Below are 20,012 nucleotides of genomic sequence, written 5' to 3'. Positions count from 1 at the left end.
ATCCGTCGTCCCGCTGTCGCGGTCGCCGACGCGGTCCCGGGACAATCGCCGCGACGCGTACGGATTCGTCGAGCCACCCATCTGCTGGGGCGATGCACATCTCATGCGCTGCGACAGCCACCAACCGGCAGGGCAATGGCTCCCGAGCCGCTTGCGTCGCCTGTGAAAGGACGCGAGGACGCAGAATACCCGCCGCGGGCGGCATCGACGTCGTGAGTGCCCAAAGGACGGTCCCCGCGTCAGGCGGGTTTGTACGGGGCCCGCCGCCGACGCGATGATGGGGCCGTTCGAGTAGCCCCGGTCCGGTGGGAGCAGCAGATGCGGCGAGACGGAAAGACAGCCCCGTCCGATCTCCAGCTGAAGATCGTGTTGCACGGTACGAGACCGCCTCTGTGGCGGCGCCTCGTGCTGCCGTCCGACACTTCGCTCGGCACGCTGCACGACGCCATCCAGGTCGCTTTCGGCTGGCATGGTGGTCATCTGCACCTGCTCACCGACGAGTTCGGTCGGAGGTACGGCGTCGCGGCCGACCTCATCGATCTCGGTTTCGGCCGCGAGGTCGGCGACGAGGCCGCCACCGCGCTCGGCGACGTACTCGCCGAGGAGGGGGCACGGCTGCGCTACACCTACGACTTCGGGGACGACTGGGAGCACGGGATCACACTGGAGAAGACGCTGCCACGCCCGGCAGACGCGGAGCGAACGGTGCGCTGCGTGGGCGGGCGCCGCGCCGATGTGCCCGGCGAGGACATCGGCGGCGTGTGGGGGCTGGCCGACGTGCTCCAACTCCTCGACCGCCCGGACGGGGCCGAGCACGACGTGCACGGCGAACTCGTCGCCGGGCTCCGCGCGGCGGGTTACGATCCGGCGGCCTTCGACCGGGACGAGATCACCGAGCGGCTGGCCCGGCTGACGCCGGACACGGCGTCCGGCACGGTGAGGCAGCCGGCCGGTGGACGGGCCGGGCACGGCGACGTCCGTCGGCTGACCGCCGAGGACGTGGCGTCGTGCACCTGCGGGCAGTGCCGGGTGGGCGACCCGGTCGATGCCGGAGTCGACGGACCGGCCGAGGATGTGCCTGTGCTGCGCCCGGTGACCCTGGCTCCGCGGGAGGATCTTGTCGCTGCCGTGCGGGGTGTCCCGCTCTTCGACGCGACGCTGCGGCTCGCCGCCTGGTGCCACGAGGGACGGCAGGTCACCACCGGCCGGGTGCTGCGGCCCGCGCTCGCCCGTGAGGCCGTCGAGGAGCTCCAGTTGTGGAAGCTGGCCGACGACGACTCGCCGTATGCCGATGCCGTCGAACGGGCTCGTGCGTTGAAATCGCTGCGCAGCGCCAAGGACGTGGCCGTTCTCGACGATCCGTGGTGGCTCGCCGTGGACGGCGGGATGATCACGATCAGCGGGGGCCGCGCGTGGGGCGGCGCGGCGACCGACTTCGCCGGTGAGGACCTTCTGGAGTTCTGGGCCGCCACGATGGGCGATCTGCTGGAGGAGATCGGTGAGACGGGGGTGCTTGACGGGCTACTCGGTGGGCTGGGCGAGCTGACGGCCCAGATCGCCGACGGACTGGCCGGGCTGCTGTACGACGCCCCGGACGACGTCTGGGTGGATGTCGACGACCTGCGCGCGAAGGCCCGTGAGACGGGCGAGAACGGGCTGGAGTTCGATCTCTTCCAGGCATTGTTCGCGGCGTCCTTCCGGGAACTGGGGGAAGGACTCGCCCTGTTGGGCGCGGTGGAGTACGAGCCCGGTGACGGCGACGATTCGGCCGAGGAGGCTGTGCGCGCACTCCTGAACGCCATGGGCGGGCAGGAGCTGGGCAGTTCGGGAACCTCGTCGGCGGCGTCGGACCGGTCGCGGGACGACAGGCGCGGGGACCGCATGCGGCTCACCCCGCTCGGCCGCTACGGGCTCCGCGCCTACCTGATGGAGTGCGGTGTGCCTGCACCGCTGCTCGGTGAGTACGCCGAAGCGGACGCCTCCGCGCTGCTCCAGGGGCTCCTGGGCTACTCCCCCGAGGAGATGCGCCGGGAGGTCGAAGGGTGGCTGGAACGCCGCTCTGCGGCGGATGCCTCGGTGGGGCTGCTCGACGCCTGCGCGGGAGAGGGCCCCGAGGCCGCGGCGAAGCGGGCCGTGGCCCAACTGGTGCTGGCCGACCTCGACGACCCCCGGGCACTGCGGGTGCTGCGGAAGGCAGCGGACTCCGACGTCGAGGGGTGCCGCCAGGTGGCCACCGCGACCCTGGGCGCACGCCCTGGGGCAGAAGCGCACATGAACCCGGCGCGGGCGGAGGAGGCCGGGTTGTGGCTGCTCATCGACGGGCTGTCGCTCCTCACCGGTGCCCAAGAGAGCGAGGAGCTGGTCCGGGGCTTCCTGGAGAACTGGAACACGGCGCCGGAGGCGCTCGAACAGCGGGTGGACGACCTGTGGCGAGTGGAGCACCCGGCCACCGCCCAGGTGCTCGCCGAACTGGGTGAGGGCCTGCGCGGCGTCGACAAGCGGCTGGCCAACCGCATGCGTACCGCGGCGAACAAGGCGCACTCCCGCCGGTGACGGAAGGGCGGCCGGAACCCTCCGGTGGGTGACGGCGCGTGGTGGTGAGCGGGGCGCGGTGCGGCTCGCTTGCAGAACGATGGGGCGAAAGAGAGTGGCACGAGTAGTCGTACGGGAGCCGGGCACGGGCACGAGGAGTGTGCCGCCACTGGCCGCACCGGAGTCGGCCGCCTGGGCGCGGGGTCTGCTCGACGGCGGCTGGGCGGCGGTGTTCCTGCCCGGCGAGCCAGCCCGCCTCGGCCGGCTGCTGCTGTGGCAGCCCGTCGGGGCAGCCGCCGGCGACGGCATGGCGCCCGCGGGCATCGACGCCGAGGCGGTGGAGCTGGTGCTGCCGCACGGCCGTTCAGTCAGACGGCGCAGGGTGGAGGGCTACGCGTTGCCCGTCGCCCTCGCCGTGTCTGCCCTGGCCGGGGCACAGCCGCCGCATCCGTCCGCCGCCGCCTGGCAGGCCGCCGCCCGGTTCGCGCTGCGGCTGCTCGCCGACGGCCGTCTCCACCCGGCCCTCACCCCCGTCGGCTACGACAGCTGGCGGGCGGGCCCCTTCACTGCCGCTCAGCGTCAGACGCTTGACGCCCTCGCCGGCGCCTTCCCGCCCCACGCCCACTGCCTGCCCGAGCCCGGCCCGGCCCCGCGGCGCATCACCGAACCGGCCGCGCTGGTACGGCAGTTCTGTGACGCGGTCGCCGACGACCTGGTCCGTACTCCGGCCGCGGCGCTCGCCATGGGGGCGCTGCCGTACGCCTGGCGCGAGACGCGTGCCGTGCCCGCCCTGCGCGAGTGGGCCGAGGAGACCGCCGCCGCGTTCACCGCCGCCGTCGGCGTCTCGCTGCGCGTCGACCTGCCCGAAGGACGGCGTCGGCAGTTCCGGGCCGTCCTGCAACTGCACACCGCGGCGGATCCGGCGCTCGTCGTCGAGGCCGCACGACTGTGGAGCGAACCGGCCGAAGCGGAGCGGCTGCTCGGCCCGAGCGCCGAGACCGAGACACTGCTCGCACTGCGCCGCGGCGCCCGCGTCTGGCCACCGCTCCAACGCCTGCTGAAGGACTCCGCTCCCGATCAGCTACGGCTGACCGACGACGAAGCCTTCGACCTGCTGGGGGACGCCACCGACGCGCTGCGCGCGGCAGGTATCGACGTGCACTGGCCGCGCGAGCTGGTCAAGGCGCTCACCGCGACCGCGGAGATCGGGCAGCGCACCGCCCCAGGCTCCAGCGCGGGCGGCCTCCTCGACGCCGACGCCCTCCTCGACTTCCGCTGGCAGCTCTCGCTCGGCGGCAAGCCGCTCACCGAGGCCGAGATGGACGCCCTCACCGAGGCGCGCCGCCCCCTCGTCCGGCTGCGCGACCAGTGGGTGGTCGCCGACCCGAAACTGGTGGCCCGCGCCAGGCGCCGCCGGATGGAACCGCTCACCCCCATGGAGGCGCTGAGCGCCGCGCTGACCGGCCAGGTGGAAAGAGACGGCGAGCCGATCCCCTGTGAGGCGGTCGGCTCGCTCGGCGACCTCGTCGCCCGTATCCGCGATCCCGAGTCACGTACTCCCGCCCCGCAGCCCACTGCGCTCAAGGCCATGTTGCGCGACTACCAGAAGCGGGGCCTCGCCTGGCTGGCCGAGATGTGTGAACTCGGCCTCGGCGGCTGCCTCGCCGACGACATGGGCCTGGGCAAGACCATCACTCTTCTCGCCCTGCATCTGCACCGCCAGACCGACCCCGCCACCGCGGGCCCCACGCTCGTCGTCTGCCCCGCCTCCCTGCTCGGCAACTGGCAGCGCGAGGCGGCCAGGTTCGCACCGTCCACGCCTGTGCGTCGCTACCACGGCGGCGACCGCCACCTCGAAGACCTGGCCGACGACGAGATCGTCCTGGTCACCTACGGGGTGCTGCGCCGCGACCGCGAAGTCCTCGCCGAGACCGCCTGGTCGCTTCTCGCCGCCGACGAGGCCCAGCACGTCAAGAACCCCTACGCCGTCACCGCCCGCGAACTGCGCGCCCTGCCCGCCCGCGCCCGCGTCGCCCTCACCGGTACCCCCGTGGAGAACAACCTCTCCGAACTGTGGGCGCTCCTCGACTGGACCACCCCCGGACTCCTCGGCCCACTCACCGCCTTCCGCGACCGGCACGCCCGCGCCATCGAGGCCGGCGAGGACCCCGAGGCCGCCGAACGTCTGTCCCGTCTCGTACGCCCCTTCCTTCTGCGCCGCAGGAAGTCCGACCCGGGGATCGCACCCGAACTGCCGGCCAAGACGGAGACCGACCGCATCGTCTCGCTGACGGCCGAGCAGACCAGCCTGTACGAGGCGGTGGTCCGCGAGACCATGGCGAAGATCGCCGAATCCGAGGGCATCGCCCGTCGCGGCCTGGTGCTCAAGCTGCTCACCGCGCTGAAGCAGATCTGCAACCACCCGGCCCAGTACCTGCGTCAGTCCACACCGTTGCACGGCCGCTCCGGCAAGCTCGGCCTGCTCGACGAACTGGTCGACACCATCATCGCCGAGGACGAGTCGGTGCTGGTCTTCACCCAGTACAAGCAGATGGCGACCCTCCTGGAGAAGCATCTCGCCGAGCGCGGCACCCCCACCCTTTTCCTGCACGGCGGCACCCCCGTCGCGCGGCGCGAGGAGATGGTGGAAGGCTTCCAGCGCGGTGAAGTACCGGTGTTCCTGCTGTCGTTGAAGGCTGCGGGCACCGGGCTCAACCTCACCCGCGCCACCCACGTCGTGCACTACGACCGCTGGTGGAACCCGGCCGTCGAGGATCAGGCCACCGACCGCGCCTACCGCATCGGCCAGGACAAGCCCGTCCAGGTGCACAAACTCATCGCGGAGGGAACCGTGGAGGACAAGGTGGCGAAGCTGCTCGAATCCAAGCGCGCGCTCGCCGACGCCGTCGTCGGCTCCGGTGAGGCCGCCCTGACCGAACTGTCCGACGCCGATCTCGCCGAACTCGTGGCCCTGGGGAGGCAGTCATGAGCGCCTCGCTGCCCGGCCAGCGCCGCGCACCGGCCCGCGGCAAGCGCTCCTTCGCCGCGACCTGGTGGGGCCAGGCGTGGGTGACGGCCCTGGAGGACTCCACTCTGGACGCCGGGCGCCTGTCACGCGGACGCACCTACGCCCGCAAGGGCATGGTCGGCGCGACCACCGTCGCCCCGGGCCAGGTCAAGGCTGCGGTCCAGGGCAGCCAGCCGCGCCCATACCGTTCCTCCGTCCACCTGCCCGTCCTCACCGGCGCCCAGTGGGACACCCTGCTCGACACCATCGCGGCCCGAGCCGGGCATCTCGCCGCGCTCCTCGACGGCGAGATGCCCGCCGAACTCGTCGACGACGCCCGCCGGGCAGGCGTCCCCCTGCTCCCGCAGCCCACCGAACTCGACCCCGAATGCTCCTGCCCCGACTGGGGCTACCCCTGCAAACACGCCGCCGCCCTCTGCTACGCCATCGCCGCCACCATCGACGCCGACCCCTTCGTCCTCTTCGCACTGCGCGGCCGCAGCCGCGAGGAGGTCCTCGCCCAACTGCGCGCACGCCGCACGACAACCCAGGAGACCGCGAGCCCACCGGCCCCGGCCGGCATCCCGGCCGCCGCCGCGTACACCCGCTGGGCCGAACACGCCCCCCAGCTGCCAGAACGCCCCGAACCGGCCGCCCACACCACCGCGCTGCCCGTCCCCCCGCCGCCCGGCAGTGGCTTGGCCACCACGGACCTGGAGCGCCTCATGACCGACGCCGCCGCACGCGCCGCGCGGCTCCTCGCGGGCGACACCGCCAGCCTGCACCTGACCCAGCACCAGGACGCGGTACGGATCGCCGCGGGTGGCACCGGACACGAGTGGTTCCACCGCCTCATCGAGAACACCGGCACCAAACCGGCCACGTTCGCCCGCCTCACCCGCGCCTGGCGCCACGGGGGCGCGATGGGCCTCACCGTCGCCGAACAGCCCCACACCCCGGACCCGTCGGCGATGGCAGCGGCCCGCACCGCGCTGACCACAGCCCTCACCGAGATGACCGACGCCCACGTCCCCCTCAGGGCCTGGCGCAACCGCCTCACCCTCACCGACCACGGCATCCAGCTGCGCCTGGGCCCCGACGCCCGCTGGTATCCCTACCTCCAGGATGACGACGGCGAATGGTGGCCCGCGGCACCAGCCGACCCCGACCCGGTCGCCGCGCTCACCGCGGTCTGGCAGCAGACCAGGGAGTAGTCCCCTACGGCGGCCTCCCCATCACCGCCGTCCAGGAGGAAGGCGCCCGCACCTCCACCCACAAGTTCACATCAGTCAAACCTCGTTCATGCATCAGCGTCTGACCTGGTCTTCACGTGCGAGAAAGTATCGACGGTCACGCCATTCGGTCCCGTTGGTTCAGGTCGGCAGATGCCCCACGAAGATCCCGATGAGAATCCGGTCGTCGTACGTGGCGATCGGTAGTGAGAAGTGGACCCTGTCGCGGTCCCAGAGTCGCTTGCCGTGCCACTCGCATCGGTAGGTGCCGTCGCCGTAGCCGACGTTGCGCTGTTCCCACGCCTTCGCGTTCTTCTTCGTGTTCGGGCTCTCGGGCGAAATGTCCAGACCCCGCGCACCAAACCTGCGGACCACCTGCGTCTGGTCGCCGCCGCATTCGGCCAGTGTCCGGGTGAAGTGCTCGTCGACCGCGCCCAGCAGCTTCACCAGCCAGGGCAGGACTTCGGCGTAGGCGCCCTTGAAGTGGTGCAGCCGCAGGGAGTCGGCGAAGAGCAACTGGGGGAAGGCGTCCTCGGTGAAGGCGAAGAAGCGCTCGGCCGGAACGTTCTCGTGGGTGAGGAGGCCGCGCCAGAAGCCCGGTATGTCGTCGGGGAGCCGTATGACGTGCACCTTCACCTCGTCCTGACCGGACTCCGTCGTCCGCGTGACGGTGAGCCATCCGGACGGCCAGTCGGGTTCCTTGGAATACGGCACCAGGAGGCAGGACATGGCGCGGCCCTCAGCTGCCCGCGCCAGAGCGTGGGCTGTGCCCCAGGACGGTTCTTGCCAGGGGCCGTCGGCCACCCGGACCGGCTGGGGCAGATCCGCCTCGTCCGGTCTTACGCACCGACATTTGCTCACCAGTTGCTGCAGAAGAGCCCGCTTGTCACGGGGCAGTCCGCCGTCCGGGGAGTACAGGGCGTCGATCAGCGTGACCGAGGGGGGCTTGCGCCGATCTCCCCTCCGCCCTTCCCCGGCAGGACGTCGCCCTGGCCGACGGCGAGGCCGAGGATCTCCGACAGGGACTCGACCAGGCGGCGGGCGATGTGGCGGATGTCGTCGGCCGTGAGGCATGCACCGCCGTCGAGCATCGCCGGGGCGAGACCCAGGATGACGGCCGCGGTCTCCAGTTGTCGCTGCCGGTCGGGGCCTGCGGCGGGTCGGTCATGGTGTCGCCGGGCGGCGCAGAGGCAGATCTACGGGGAGGTCTACAGGCACGCGGCCTTCCCTTGAGGGTGCGTCTGCCCGCCGTACGGCGCTTCGCCCGGGCTGTGTCCCCAGCGTCCCTCGGTGACGGAGTCCACCAGGTACAGGCCCAGACCGCCGCCGCCATGCCCCCACGTCTCCGCCGTCAGTTCCCTTATCGTTGTCGGGTTCTCGTCCCCGTCGTGCACCAACGCCCGCAGCCACCTCTCCTTCACCGCCAGCCACAGCACGGCGCCATTACCGCCCTTCGCGCGCACGAAGGCGTCAGACGAGTTCGGAGGTGCAGAGAATCGCGTCTTCGATCAGGGCGCCGTCCAGCGCAAGGCCGTGGCCCCGCCCTCGTCGGCCTGGCGCCGTTCCACCGCCGACGGAGGGGGAGGCCTGACGGTCGGGCGATATTGTCGGTGACATGCATCTGAGCACTGTGATTCTGCCGATCTACCGCTGGGCCGCCGAGGGGCTGAAGATGTGGCAGCGGGCCGAGGAGCTAGGCTTCCATGCCGCCTACACCTATGACCATCTGTCGTGGCGGGTGCCGTTTCGTGAGGGGCCGTGGTTCGGGGCAGTCCCGACGCTGACGGCGGCAGCGACGGTAACGCAGAGTATGCGGTTGGGTACCCTCGTCACCTCCCTCAACTTCCGGCACCCCGTCACGCTGGCCAAGGACCTCATCACGCTCGACGACGTCTCCGACGGGCGCATCACCCTCGGCATCGGCGCCGGCGGCAACGGCTTCGACGCCACGACACTGCGCCGGAGCGACGAGGAGCCGTGGACACCGCGCGAACGGGCCGACCACTTCGACGAGTTCGTACCGCTGCTCGACCAGCTGCTGCGTGAGCCCTCGGTGACGTACGAGGGCAAGTTCTACTCGGCGAACGAGGCCCGGAACATCCCCGGCTGTGTGCAGCGGCCCCGGCTGCCGCTCGCCGTGGCCGCCACCGGCCCGCGCGGAATGAAGCTCGCGGCCCGGCACGGCCAGGCCTGGGTCACCACAGGCGACCCGAAGCTGTACGAGACAGGCACCCCGGAGCAGTCCGTGGAGGCCATCCGCGGGCAGCTCACCAAGCTGGGCACGGCCTGCGAATCCATCGGCCGGGATGTCGCCGAGCTGGACAAGATCCTGCTCACCGGTTTCACCCCGGACCGACCGCTGCAGTCCTTCGACGCCTTCGTGGACTTCGCGGGCACCCACTTCGCGCTCGGCTTCACGGAGATCGTCATCCACATGCCGATCCCCGACTCCGACTTCGCTGCGGACGAGAAGGTCTTCGAGCGCATCGCCACCGAGGGCCTGGCCCAGCTCGGCCGCTGACCCACCCGCCACCAGAACCGGCGGCATGTGCACCGGGCATGTTCGCCTGGTCAGGGGCGCACATCCTCAGATGTGCGCCCCTCCGCACGCCCGTGCACCCTCGTACGCGAGAATGGACGGGTGACCTCAGCTACCGACTCGCCTCCGCCTGCCTCTATCCGGCTGATCGCCACCGACCTGGACGGCACCCTGCTCCGCGACGACAAGACGGTCTCCGACCGTACGGTCGCCGCGATGGCCGCTGCCGAGGAGGCCGGTATCGAGGTCTTCTTCGTCACCGGACGCCCGGCCCGCTGGATGGACGTCGTCAGCGACCATGTGCACGGCCACGGCCTGGCGATCTGCGCCAACGGCGCGGCGGTCGCCGATCTCCACACCGGCGGCAAGCTGGTCAAGGTCCGGCCGCTGGAGCGTGCCATCGCCCTCGATGTCGTCCACTCGCTGCGCGCCGCCGCCCCCGGCACCACCTTCGCCGTCGAGCTGGCCACCGGCATCCACTACGAGCCGGACTACCCGCCGTTCCACCTGGACCCGTGCGCCTCGGTCGCCGTCGCCGAGAAGCTGCTGCACGAGGAGACGCCCGGCGCCGGTGCCCCCGTACTGAAGCTCCTCGCCCACCACGCCGAACTGTCCCCGGACGACTTCCTCGCCCTGGCCCGTACGACGGCCGGCGACCGGGCCTCCTTCACCCGGTCCAGCCCCACGGCCCTGCTGGAGGTCAGTGGTCCGGGGGTCTCCAAGGCCAGCACGCTGGAGCTCTGCTGCGCCGAGCGCGGCATCTCGCCCGCCGAGGTCGTCGCCTTCGGGGACATGCCCAACGACGTGGAGATGCTGAGCTGGGCGGGCACGTCGTACGCGATGGGCAACGCCCACCCGGCCGCGCTCGCCGCCGCTTCCGGCCGGACCGGCACCAACGGCGAGGACGGCGTCGCGGTCGTCATCGAGCGGATCATCGCCGAGCGCCGGGCGTCCGACACCGGACGCTGAGCCCCCGAGAACAGGAACGCGACGGCCGGGCGCTGAGCCCCGAGAACAGGAACGCGACGGCCGGGCGCTGAGCCCCGAGAAGGCGACGGAGGGAGACAGGCGCCCGGCCGCCTCAGAGGGGCGCCTCCCACACCACTGTCGTGCCGCACCCGTCCTCCCCGATGCCGGGCCCGAACCAGCTGGCACCGCCGAGCGACTCCGCCCGGCGCGCCAGGTTCCGCAGCCCGCTGCGACGGCCGCCCTCCGGGATGCCCACTCCGTCGTCGGCGACCGACAGCCGCACCGAGTCCCTCCCGTCGGGCAGTGTCGCGGTCGCGTCGACGACCACGTCGATCAACGACGCCTCGGCGTGCCGGAAGGCGTTGGACAGCGCCTCCCGCAGCGCCGCGATCAGGTTCTTGCCGGTGAGTTCGCCGACCAGCGAGTCGACCGGGCCGAGGAAGCGGTGCGAGGGCTTGAAGCCCAGCGGGACCGCCGCCATGTTGATCTCGCGCAGGACCCGGGTGCGCAGCCCCGACGGCGCTTCGGCGGGTTCCTGCTGCAGGGCGAAGATCGCGGTACGGATCTCCTGGATGGTCACGTCCAGTTCGTCGACCGCCCGGCCGACCCCGGTCTGCACCTCGGGCACGACCGACCGGCGCTGGGCGCTCTCCAGCATCATCCCGGTGGCGAACAGCCGCTGGATGACCAGATCATGCAGATCGCGGGCGATCCGGTCCCGGTCCTCGTAGACCGCCAGCCGCTCCCGGTCCCGCTGTGCCTCGGCCATCATCAGCGCGAGCGCGGCCTGCGAGGCGAACTGGGTGGCAAGGGTCCGCTCCGCCTCCGTGAACGGCCTGCCGCCCCGGGCGCGAGGGGTGGCGAGCGCACCGAGCACCCGCCCACCGCTGTGCAGAGGCAGCAGCATGCTCGGGCCGTACCGATGGGCCAGCCTGGTGACCATGCGGGAGTCGGTGGCCGAATCGTCCACGAAGACCGCCTCGCCGCCCAGCAGTTTCGCCGCCACCGGGCTCTCCTGCCCGATGATCACCCCGAGCGAGGAGGAGGGGTCGTCCGCGGAGACGGCGACGATCTCCAGCCCGCCGTCCTCGGTGGGCAGCAGCACGATCCCGGCGGCGGAGTCGGCGAGCCGGCGGGCCTGTTCGGCGACGACGGAGAGCGCGTCGTCCGCGTCGCCGCCGGAGAGCAGGGCGGTTGTCACAGCCACCGATCCGTCGATCCACCGCTCACGCTGACGTGCCGCCTCGTACAGCCGGGCGTTACCGATGGCGATCCCGGCCTCCGTGGCGAGCACGCGCACCATGTGCAGGTCGTAGTCGTTGAACTCGCCGCCGTCGTTCTTCTCGGCCAGATAGAGGTTTCCGAAGATCTCGCCCTGTACGCGGATCGGGACGCCGAGGAAGGTCCGCATCGGGGGGTGGCCGGGCGGGAATCCGGCGAACCTCGGATCGGCCGTCAGATCGGCGAGCCTCACCGGTGCCGGATCGCGGATCAGCGCGCCCAGCAGCCCCCGGTGCCCATCGGGGCGGTGGCCGATCTCGTCCGCCACCTCGTCCGGCACCCCGTGCGTGACGAAGTCGGAGAGCCCCTCGCCCTCCTCGTCGACGACGCCGATGGCGGCGTAGCGGGCGTGGGCGAGTTCGGCGGCCGTCTCGCAGATCCGGTCGAGGGTGGAGTGCAGTTCCAGGCCCGCGCCGACGGAGCGCATGGCTTCCAGCAGCTGTGGGATGCGGGCGGTGATTTCGGTGGACAGGCCCTGCAGGCTGCGGGTCGCCTGGGTAGCCGCTTCGAGTGAGTCCTTCGGGTCCTGCTCCGGCATACCCCGAGAGTAGTTAGTCCCGATTGGGGAGGAAAGTCGGCTGTCGTGCCGCCCGGCTCACGCACGTACACCGACGGCTTCCTCGGCCGCCCGCGCTTCCTCCCGCCCGGGCACCCGTACGGTCTCCCGCTCGCGCTCCAGCATCCGGCGCAGGGGGCCTTCCTCTGCGGCGAGACCGGCGTACGGGCCGCGCTGCACGACCCGGCCCTCGTCGAGCACCAGCACCTCGTCGACGGCTTCGAGTCCCTGCAGACGATGGGTGATCAGGACGGTCGTGCGCCCCTCGGTGACGGCCAGCAGGTCCGCGGTCAGGGCGTCCGCGGTCGCCAGGTCGAGATGCTCGGCCGGCTCGTCCAGGACGAGGACGGGGAAGTCGGCGAGGACCGCCCTGGCCAGGGCGAGGCGCTGGCGCTGGCCGCCGGAGAGGCGTGCGCCGTGTTCGCCGACGAGGGTGTCGAGCCCGTCGGGCAGCGCCTCGGCCCAGTCGAGCAGCCGTGCCCGGCCGAGGGCGGCCCGCAGTTCCTCGTCCGTCGCACCGGTTCGGGCCAGCCGCAGATTCTCCCGGATGGTGCTGTCGAAGACATGGGCGTCCTGGGCGCACAGCCCGACGAACCGCCGGACCGTGGCCCCCTCCAGCGCACCGGCCTCGACGCCGCCGATCCGGTACGTCCCCGCCCGTGCGTCCAGGAAGCGGACCAGGACCTGCGCGAGGGTCGTCTTCCCGGAGCCGGAGGACCCGACGACGGCGATCCGCCTGCCGGGCGTCAACGTCAGGTCGACGGCGTCGAGGGCGTCCCGTGCCGCCCCGGCGTACCGCGCCGACAGCCCCCGTACCTCCAGCGGGAAGGGCGATGCGGGCGCCTCGGCCGGGCTCTCGGGTTCGTGTACGGGCAGCGGGGCGTCCAGCACCTCGTACACCCGCTCCGCGCTCTTCTCGACCCTCCGGCGGTACTGCACGGCGAGCGGCAGGCCGGTCACGGCCTCGAAGGCGGCGAGCGGGGTGAGTACCACCACCGCGAGTTCCACGCCCGCGAGCCGGCCGTCGTGCACGGCGGGAAGGGCGACGAGTGCGGTGGCGACGACAGTGAGGCCGGCGACCAGGGCGATGAGGCCGGTGCCGAGCGCGGTGGCGGTCGCCGCGCGGGCGGCGATGCGGGTCAGCACGCCGTCGGCGTCCCGGGTCCGCTCCGCGCGGGCGGGCAGGGCACCCGCGACGGTCAGTTCGGCGGTCCCGCCGAGCAGGTCCGTGATCCGGGTGGCCAGATCGGCGCGTGCCGGGGCGAGCCGGCGTTCCGCGTGACGGGAGCAGGCGCTGCTGACCAGCGGCACTCCCACTCCGGCCAGCAGCAGTCCGGCGGCCAGCACGGCGCCTGCCTCCGGCAGCAGCCAGCCGGTGAATCCGACGGCCGCCGTTCCGACGACCACGGCGGTCCCGGCGGGCAGCAACCAGCGCAGCCAGTAGTCCTGCAGGGCGTCGACGTCGGCGACGAGCCGGGAGAGCAGGTCCCCGCGCCTGGTCCGGCGGAGTCCGGCGGGCGCGACGCGCTCCAGCCCTCGGTAGACGGCGACGCGCAGTTCGGCGAGCATCTTGAGCACCGCGTCGTGCGACACCAGACGCTCGGCGTAGCGGAAGACGGCCCGGCCGATTCCGAAGGCGCGGGTCGCGGTCACGGCGACCATCAGATAGAGCACCGGCGGCTGTTCGGAGGCGCGGGAGATCAGCCAGCCGGAGACGGCCATGAGCCCGACGGCCGAGCCCAGGGCGAGGCTTCCCAGCAGCAGCGCGAGTGCCAGCCGGCCGCGCTGTGCCCCTGCGGCCTCCCTGACCCGGGCCAGGACCCGCCCGGAGCGGGCCGCGGTGTCCCGCAGCACCTCGTGCTCCGGCGCCACTGCGTCGTGGGCGGAGGGCGCGCTCGTCGGCCGCGGCACGACCGCGGCCGTCCCGGTCCTCACCGGCCGCGCGGTCGCACCCGGGGCCAGGGTCACCACCCGGTCGGCGACCGCGAGCAGCGCCGGGCGGTGCACGACCAGCAGCACGGTCCGGCCCACCGCCAGCCGCCGTACCGCCTCGACGATCCCCGCTTCCGTCTCGCCGTCCAGGCTCGCGGTCGGCTCGTCGAGCAGCAGCAGCGGGCGGTCGGCGAGGAAGGCCCGCGCGAGCGCGAGCCGCTGCCGCTGTCCGGCGGAGAGGCCCGCGCCGTCCTCGCCGATGAGCGTCCGCACCCCGTCCGGCAGTTCCGCCACGAAGTCGTGCGCCCCGGCGTCCCGCAGTGCGGCCGTCACCGCGCTGTCGTCGGCGTCCGGCCGGGCCAGTCGTACGTTCTCCGCGATGGTGCCCGCGAAGAGATACGGGCGCTGCGGCACCCAGGCGATCCGTTCCCGCCATTGCTCGGGCGCGAGCGTCGCCAGATCGACGCCGCCGATCCGTACCCGCCCCCCGTCGGGTGCCGTGAAGCCGAGGACCACATCGAGCAGGGTGGACTTCCCGACGCCGCTGGGGCCGACCAGGGCCACGGTCTCCCCCTCGTCCACCACCAGCGAGGCCTCGTCGAGCGAGGGTTCGGTACGGCCCTCGTGCCGTACGGTCACCCCTTCCAGCTCCAGCCGCAGCGAACCGGGTACGTCCGCCGTGCCGCCCTGCCGGAGCTCGGTCTCCAGGACCGCGAAGATCTCCTCCGCGGCCGAGAGCCCCTCGGCGGCCGCGTGGTACTGCGCTCCGACCTGGCGGATCGGCAGATAGGCCTCGGGCGCCAGGATCAGCACCACCAGGCCGGTGTAGAGGTCGAGTTCGCCGTGCACCAGCCGCATGCCGATAGTGACGGCCACGAGGGCCACCGACAGCGTCGCCAACAGCTCCAGGGCGAAGGACGACAGGAACGCGATCCGCAGGGTCCGCAGCGTGGCCCGGCGGTACTGCGAGGTGATCGTGCGGATGGACTCGGCCTGCGCCTTGGCGCGGCCGAAGACCTTCAGGGTTGGCAGTCCGGCGACCACGTCGAGGAAGTGTCCGGAGAGCCGGGACAGCAGCCGCCACTGGCGGTCCATCTGTGACTGGGTGGCCCAGCCGATCAGGATCATGAAGAGCGGAATGAGCGGCAGCGTGACCACGATGATCGCTGCCGAGACCCAGTCCTCGGTGACGATCCGGGCAAGGACCGCCACCGGCACGACCACTGCGAGTCCGAGCTGCGGCAGATAGCGCGCGAAGTAGTCGTCGAGCGCGTCGACCCCACGGGTCGCGAGCGCCACCAGGGAGCCGGTGCGCTGTCCGTTCAGCCAGCCGGGGCCGAGCGCCGCGGCCCGCGCGAGCAGTCGGCCGCGGAGTTCGGACTTGACCGCCGCGCTGGCCCGGTACGCGGCCAGTTCGGTCAGCCAGGAGACCAGGCCCCGGCCGAGAGCGACCGCGGCGAGCAGGATCAGCGGGGTCCGCAGCCCGGAGACCGTGAGTCCGTCCTCGAACCCGCCCACCACCACTTCGGCGATGAGCATGGCCTGGGCGATGACCAGCGCCGCCCCGACAACTCCGAGCGCCACCACGGCTGCCAGGAAGAGGCGGGTGGCACGGGCATAGCGGAGCAGACGCGGGTCGATCGGTTTCACGTGAAACAGCCCCTAGCGAGCTCGGTCGATGGACCAGGGTCTGCCCGGCGGATCAGGGTGGGCGTCGCGCCCCCGGCCATGATCCGCCGGCCAGGCCCCGGCTGCGTTCAGTGCGCTTCGGCGATGTGCTGCGTACCGATGCGCTTGCGGAACACCCAGTACGTCCAGCCCTGGTACAGCAGGACGATGGGGGTGGCGATCCCCGCACACCAGGTCATGATTTTCAGCGTGTACGGGGTGGACGAGGCGTTGGTGACCGTGAGGCTCCAGGCGTCGTCCAGCGAGGACGGCATGACGTTCGGGAAGAGCGTCAGGAAGAGCATGGCGACCACGGCAGCGACGGTCACGCCGGAGAACGCGAACGACCAGCCCTCGCGTCCCGCGGCGATCATGGCGACCGCACCGACCAGCGCCACCACGGCGATGATCATCGCCAGCAGGCTCCAGCCGTCCCCGTTGTCGAGCTGGGTCCAGATCAGGAAGCCCAGCGCGAGCACCGCGGTGACGATCCCCAGCTTCAGCGCCAGCCTGCCCGCTCGCTCCCGGATGTCCCCCGCCGTCTTGAGCCCCGCGAACACGGCGCCGTGGAAGGTGAAGAGGGAGAGCGTGACCAGTCCGCCGAGAATGGCGTACGGGTTGAGCAGGTCCCAGAAGTTGCCCACGTACTCCATGTCGGCGTCGATCTTCACGCCGCGCACGATGTTCCCGAAGGCCACGCCCCAGAGCAGGGCCGGGAGCAGCGAGGTCCAGAAGATCGCGTGTTCCCAATTGGTCTGCCACTTCTCGCCGGACCGCTTCGCCCGGTACTCGAAGGCGACCCCGCGCACGATCAGGCAGACGAGGATGAGCAGCAGCGGCAGATAGAAGCCGGAGAACAGGGTGGCGTACCACTCGGGGAAGGCGGCGAAGGTCGCACCGCCCGCGGAGAGCAGCCACACCTCGTTGCCGTCCCAGACGGGCCCGATCGTATTGATCAGGACCCGTCGTTCCTTGCGGTTGCGGGCCAGCAGCTTGGTGAGGACGCCGATCCCGAAGTCGAATCCCTCCAGGAAGAAGTAGCCGGTCCAGAGGACGGCGATGAGTACGAACCAGACGTCGTGGAGTTCCATCTCTCAGCTCCTCTGCTCTCAGTAGGAGAAGGCCATCGGCCGGTCGGCGTCTTCGTGATCGCCGCCGATCTTGGTGGGCGGGTTGAGGTCGGCCTCCGTGAGTTCCGGCGGACCTGCCTTGATGTACTTCACAAGCAGTTTCACCTCGACGACCGCGAGCACGGCGTAGAGCAGGGTGAAGCCGATCATCGAGGTGAGCACCTCGCCCTGCGAGACGCCGGGGGAGACCGCGTCGCGGGTCTGGAGCACGCCGTAGACGACCCAGGGCTGGCGGCCCATCTCGGTGAAGATCCAGCCCCAGGAGTTGGCGATCAGCGGGAAGAGCAGCGTCCAGAGCGCGACGATCCAGTAGCACTTGGCGAGCTTCGGGCTGAGGGCCTTGTTCTTGAAGAGGACCAGGTGGGGCACTTCGTCCTCACCGGTCCGCAGTCCCGGTGGCAGCATGAACTTCTTCCGGGTCAGCCACAGTCCGAGGATGCCGAGGCCGAAGGACGCCATCCCGAAGCCGATCATCCAGCGGAAGCTCCAGAACGCGACCGGGATGTTGGGGCGGTAGTCGCCGGGGCCGAACTTCTCCTGCTCGGCCTTGTTGATGTCGTTGATGCCGGGGACGTACGAAGTGAAGTTGTCGTCCGCGAGGAAGGACAGTATCCCCGGGATGGAGATCTCCACGGTGTTGTGGCCCTTGGCCACGTCGCCGACCGCGAAGATCGAGAAGGGCGCCGAGTTCTGCCCCTCCCAGAGCGCCTCGGCGGCGGCCATCTTCATCGGCTGCTGCTTGAACATGACCTTGCCGAGCTGGTCACCGCTGACGGCGGTGAGCAGTCCGGAGATGACCACGGTGACCAGGCCGAGCCGCAACGAGGTCCGCATCACCGGGATGTGCTTCTTGCGCGCCAGGTGGAAGGCGGCGATGCCGACCATGAACGCGCCGCCGACCAGGAAGGCCGCGGTGATGGTGTGGAAGAACTGGGCGAGCGCGGTGTTCTGGGTGAGCACGTGCCAGAAGTCGGTGAGCTCGGCCCGGCCGCGTTCCTTGTTGATCCGGTAGCCGACCGGGTGCTGCATCCAGGAGTTGGCCGCCAGGATGAAGTACGCGGACAGGATCGTCCCGATGGAGACCATCCAGATGCAGGCGAGATGGATCTTCTTCGGCAGCTTGTCCCAGCCGAAGATCCACAGACCGATGAAGGTGGACTCGAAGAAGAACGCGATCAGCGCCTCGAACGCGAGCGGAGCACCAAAGATGTCGCCGACGAACCGCGAGTAGTCGGACCAGTTCATACCGAACTGGAACTCCTGGACGATGCCGGTGACGACGCCCATGGCGATGTTGATCAGGAAGAGTTTGCCCCAGAACTTCGTCGCCCTGAGGTACTTCTCGTTGTTCGTCCGGACCCAGGCGGTCTGCAGGCCGGCGGTGAGCGCGGCGAGAGAGATCGTCAGGGGGACGAACAGGAAGTGATAGACGGTGGTGATACCGAACTGCCATCGCGCCAAAGTTTCCGGCGCCAGAGCTAGCTCCACGTCGTCTTCTCCTTACGTCGCCGTAGTCACACCGGCAGTTTGCCCTTTAAATCCGACTAATCATGGGAGGAAATAGACACGCTTGTGAACGCGTTCACATTCACAAGCATTATGGCGCACGGACTTTCGGGACGTTCGGGCGGGGTACCCCTCTTGGGGCGTTCCGATCAATCCACCCGAACCAGACGCCCGGGGGCGCCGCGGACCCCGACAGCGAGAAGGGCCCCGCACCTCGTCGAACGAGGTACGGGGCCCGGGCCCTGAGCCGCGCAGGCAGCCTGCGCGACCGCCCTACAGCTCCTTGCGGTACGACTCCGCCACCTTCAGGAAGAGGTCGTTCGCCTCGTCCTCCCCGATCGAGACCCGCACGCCCTCGCCCGCGAACGGCCTGACCACCACTCCGGCCCGCTCGCATGCCGCGGCGAAGTCGGCGGTACGGTCCCCGAGCCGCATCCAGACGAAATTCGCCTGGGAATCCGGCACGGTCCACCCCTGGCCGGCCAGTGCCCGCTGCACCCGCTGGCGCTCGCACACCAGCGAGCCCACCCGCCCCAGGAGTTCGTCCTCGGCCCGCAGCGAGGCGACCGCCGCGTCCTGCGCGAGCTGGCTGACCCCGAAGGGCACCGCGGTCTTGCGCAGCGCGGCCGCCACCGGCTCGTGGGCCACGGCGAAACCGACCCGCAGACCCGCCAGGCCGTACGCCTTGGAGAAGGTCCGCAGCACTGCCACATTGGGCCGGTCCCGGTAGATCTCGATACCGTCCGGCACCTCGACGTCACGGATGAACTCCCGGTACGCCTCGTCGAGCACCACGAGGACATCGCCCGGCACCCGGTCCAGGAACCGCTCCAGCGCGGCCCGGCGCACCACGGTGCCGGTCGGGTTGTTCGGGTTGCAGACGAAGATCATCCGGGTGCGGTCCGTGATCGCGTCCGCCATCGCGTCGAGGTCGTGCACGTCACCCTCGGTCAGCGGAACCTTCACCGAGGTCGCACCGCTGACCTGCGTGATGATCGGGTACGCCTCGAAGGAGCGCCAGGCGTAGATGACCTCGTCGCCCGGGCCCGACGTGGCCTGGAGCAGCTGCTGCGCCACACCGACCGAGCCGGTTCCCGTGGCGAGGTGCGAGAGGGGCACACCGAAACGGTCGGCCAGCTCGTTCATCAGGCCGGTGCAGGCCATGTCCGGGTAGCGGTTGAAGTTCACGGCCGCCGCCAGGGCGGACTCCATCACCCCGGGCAGCGGCGGATACGGGTTCTCGTTGGAGGACAGCTTGAACGCGACCGGTCCGCCGGCCGCGGCCGGCTTTCCCGGTACATAGGCGGGGACGCCGTCCAGCTCGGCGCGCAGCTTGGGGCTCGTCTCGCTCACCGCAGGTCCTCCTCGACCGTCTGTACACATCAATACTGCTCACCTTATGAGGATTGGGCGCCGCTGCGAATGGCCGGAGCACCCAATCGTCCGGTGCGACCGGGAATGGGGGGAGCGCCCTTGGCCCTGACGCGCGCCGGTGGCTCACTCCGTGGCGCGCGTCCCTCGAAGAGGTGAGATGAGACCGCTTCGAGACATCGACCATTTAGTAGGCCCATCGGGTTCGACGCATGACACACTACGGCCAACCCCTTCAACGCCCTTGGTTTGCAAGGTATTTGCCCTTGAATGATCATGCAAAAACGTG

13 protein-coding genes are annotated in these 20,012 nt (G+C 71.0%); 5 read left to right on the top strand and 8 right to left on the bottom strand.

Features of this window, described 5'->3' with window-relative positions:
• The first annotated feature begins 318 nt into the window (after positions 1 to 318).
• The 3 genes from OG978_RS20840 (at position 319) to OG978_RS20830 (ending at position 6,753) form a co-directional block, all read left to right on the top strand.
• Positions 319 to 2,553: a plasmid pRiA4b ORF-3 family protein gene (locus OG978_RS20840; RefSeq protein WP_326766680.1), complete on the top strand. Its 2,235-nt coding sequence runs from the start codon at positions 319 to 321 to the stop codon at positions 2,551 to 2,553.
• Between the two features lie 184 nt (positions 2,554 to 2,737).
• Positions 2,738 to 5,521 carry an SNF2-related protein gene (locus tag OG978_RS20835; RefSeq protein WP_442817842.1) on the top strand — a complete coding sequence of 928 codons (2,784 nt, stop codon included), beginning with the start codon at positions 2,738 to 2,740 and terminating at the stop codon, positions 5,519 to 5,521.
• A complete protein-coding gene (locus OG978_RS20830; RefSeq protein ID WP_326766678.1) occupies positions 5,518 to 6,753 on the top strand; it encodes an SWIM zinc finger family protein in 1,236 nt (411 codons plus the stop codon). The genes OG978_RS20835 and OG978_RS20830 overlap by 4 nt, the downstream gene beginning before the upstream one ends.
• Before the next feature lie 159 nt (positions 6,754 to 6,912).
• Here the strand turns inward: OG978_RS20830 and OG978_RS20825 are convergent, their stop codons facing one another.
• The 3 genes from OG978_RS20825 to OG978_RS20815 all read right to left on the bottom strand — a co-directional run bounded on the left by OG978_RS20825 (position 6,913) and on the right by OG978_RS20815 (position 8,234).
• Positions 6,913 to 7,500, bottom strand: coding sequence for a hypothetical protein (locus tag OG978_RS20825; protein WP_326766677.1), 588 nt, complete (start codon positions 7,498 to 7,500; stop codon positions 6,913 to 6,915).
• Between the two features lie 197 nt (positions 7,501 to 7,697).
• The gene (locus OG978_RS20820; RefSeq protein WP_326766676.1) at positions 7,698 to 7,862 is read right to left on the bottom strand and encodes a hypothetical protein; all 165 of its coding nucleotides are present in this window, start codon (positions 7,860 to 7,862) and stop codon (positions 7,698 to 7,700) included.
• A 117-nt stretch (positions 7,863 to 7,979) separates the two neighbouring features.
• A complete protein-coding gene (locus OG978_RS20815) occupies positions 7,980 to 8,234 on the bottom strand; it encodes a hypothetical protein (protein WP_326766675.1) in 255 nt (84 codons plus the stop codon).
• 152 nt (positions 8,235 to 8,386) lie between these two features.
• On the opposite strand from OG978_RS20815, the gene OG978_RS20810 reads away from it, so the two are divergent.
• A complete protein-coding gene (locus tag OG978_RS20810; RefSeq protein ID WP_326766674.1) occupies positions 8,387 to 9,292 on the top strand; it encodes an LLM class flavin-dependent oxidoreductase in 906 nt (301 codons plus the stop codon).
• Between the two features lie 120 nt (positions 9,293 to 9,412).
• Positions 9,413 to 10,279, top strand: coding sequence for a Cof-type HAD-IIB family hydrolase (locus OG978_RS20805; RefSeq protein WP_326766673.1), 867 nt, complete (start codon positions 9,413 to 9,415; stop codon positions 10,277 to 10,279).
• 112 nt (positions 10,280 to 10,391) lie between these two features.
• On the opposite strand, the gene OG978_RS20800 is transcribed toward OG978_RS20805, so the two are convergent.
• From OG978_RS20800 to hisC, 5 genes are all read right to left on the bottom strand, one after another.
• Positions 10,392 to 12,098 carry a sensor histidine kinase gene (locus OG978_RS20800; protein WP_326766672.1) on the bottom strand — a complete coding sequence of 569 codons (1,707 nt, stop codon included), beginning with the start codon at positions 12,096 to 12,098 and terminating at the stop codon, positions 10,392 to 10,394.
• 57 nt (positions 12,099 to 12,155) lie between these two features.
• The gene (cydD, locus tag OG978_RS20795) at positions 12,156 to 15,698 is read right to left on the bottom strand and encodes a thiol reductant ABC exporter subunit CydD (RefSeq protein WP_326766671.1); all 3,543 of its coding nucleotides are present in this window, start codon (positions 15,696 to 15,698) and stop codon (positions 12,156 to 12,158) included.
• 107 nt (positions 15,699 to 15,805) lie between these two features.
• Positions 15,806 to 16,807, bottom strand: a complete 1,002-nt coding sequence (gene cydB / locus OG978_RS20790; RefSeq protein WP_326766670.1) for a cytochrome d ubiquinol oxidase subunit II — start codon at positions 16,805 to 16,807, stop codon at positions 15,806 to 15,808.
• A gap of 18 nt (positions 16,808 to 16,825) precedes the next feature.
• Positions 16,826 to 18,334, bottom strand: coding sequence for a cytochrome ubiquinol oxidase subunit I (locus OG978_RS20785; protein WP_326766669.1), 1,509 nt, complete (start codon positions 18,332 to 18,334; stop codon positions 16,826 to 16,828).
• Positions 18,335 to 18,625: 291 nt separating this feature from the next.
• Complete coding sequence (gene hisC / locus OG978_RS20780) at positions 18,626 to 19,705, bottom strand: histidinol-phosphate transaminase (RefSeq protein WP_326766668.1); 1,080 nt, start codon at positions 19,703 to 19,705, stop codon at positions 18,626 to 18,628.
• Positions 19,706 to 20,012: the final 307 nt, after the last annotated feature.

It is taken from the genome of Streptomyces sp. NBC_01591 (genome assembly GCF_035918155.1).
Lineage (GTDB): Bacteria > Actinomycetota > Actinomycetes > Streptomycetales > Streptomycetaceae > Streptomyces.
This window is presented reverse-complemented; position numbering and strand designations above follow the sequence as displayed.

Bases quoted from the DNA above. Each gene is read 5' to 3' on its own strand.
- OG978_RS20800 (WP_326766672.1), bottom strand. From the start codon at position 12,098: ATGCCGGAGCAGGACCCGAAGGACTCACTCGAAGCGGCTACCCAGGCG.
- cydB (WP_326766670.1), bottom strand. From the start codon at position 16,807: ATGGAACTCCACGACGTCTGGTTCGTACTCATCGCCGTCCTCTGGACC.
- OG978_RS20810 (WP_326766674.1), top strand. From the start codon at position 8,387: ATGCATCTGAGCACTGTGATTCTGCCGATCTACCGCTGGGCCGCCGAG.
- OG978_RS20830 (WP_326766678.1), top strand. From the start codon at position 5,518: ATGAGCGCCTCGCTGCCCGGCCAGCGCCGCGCACCGGCCCGCGGCAAG.
- OG978_RS20840 (WP_326766680.1), top strand. From the start codon at position 319: ATGCGGCGAGACGGAAAGACAGCCCCGTCCGATCTCCAGCTGAAGATC.
- OG978_RS20820 (WP_326766676.1), bottom strand. From the start codon at position 7,862: ATGCTCGACGGCGGTGCATGCCTCACGGCCGACGACATCCGCCACATC.
- OG978_RS20825 (WP_326766677.1), bottom strand. From the start codon at position 7,500: ATGTCCTGCCTCCTGGTGCCGTATTCCAAGGAACCCGACTGGCCGTCC.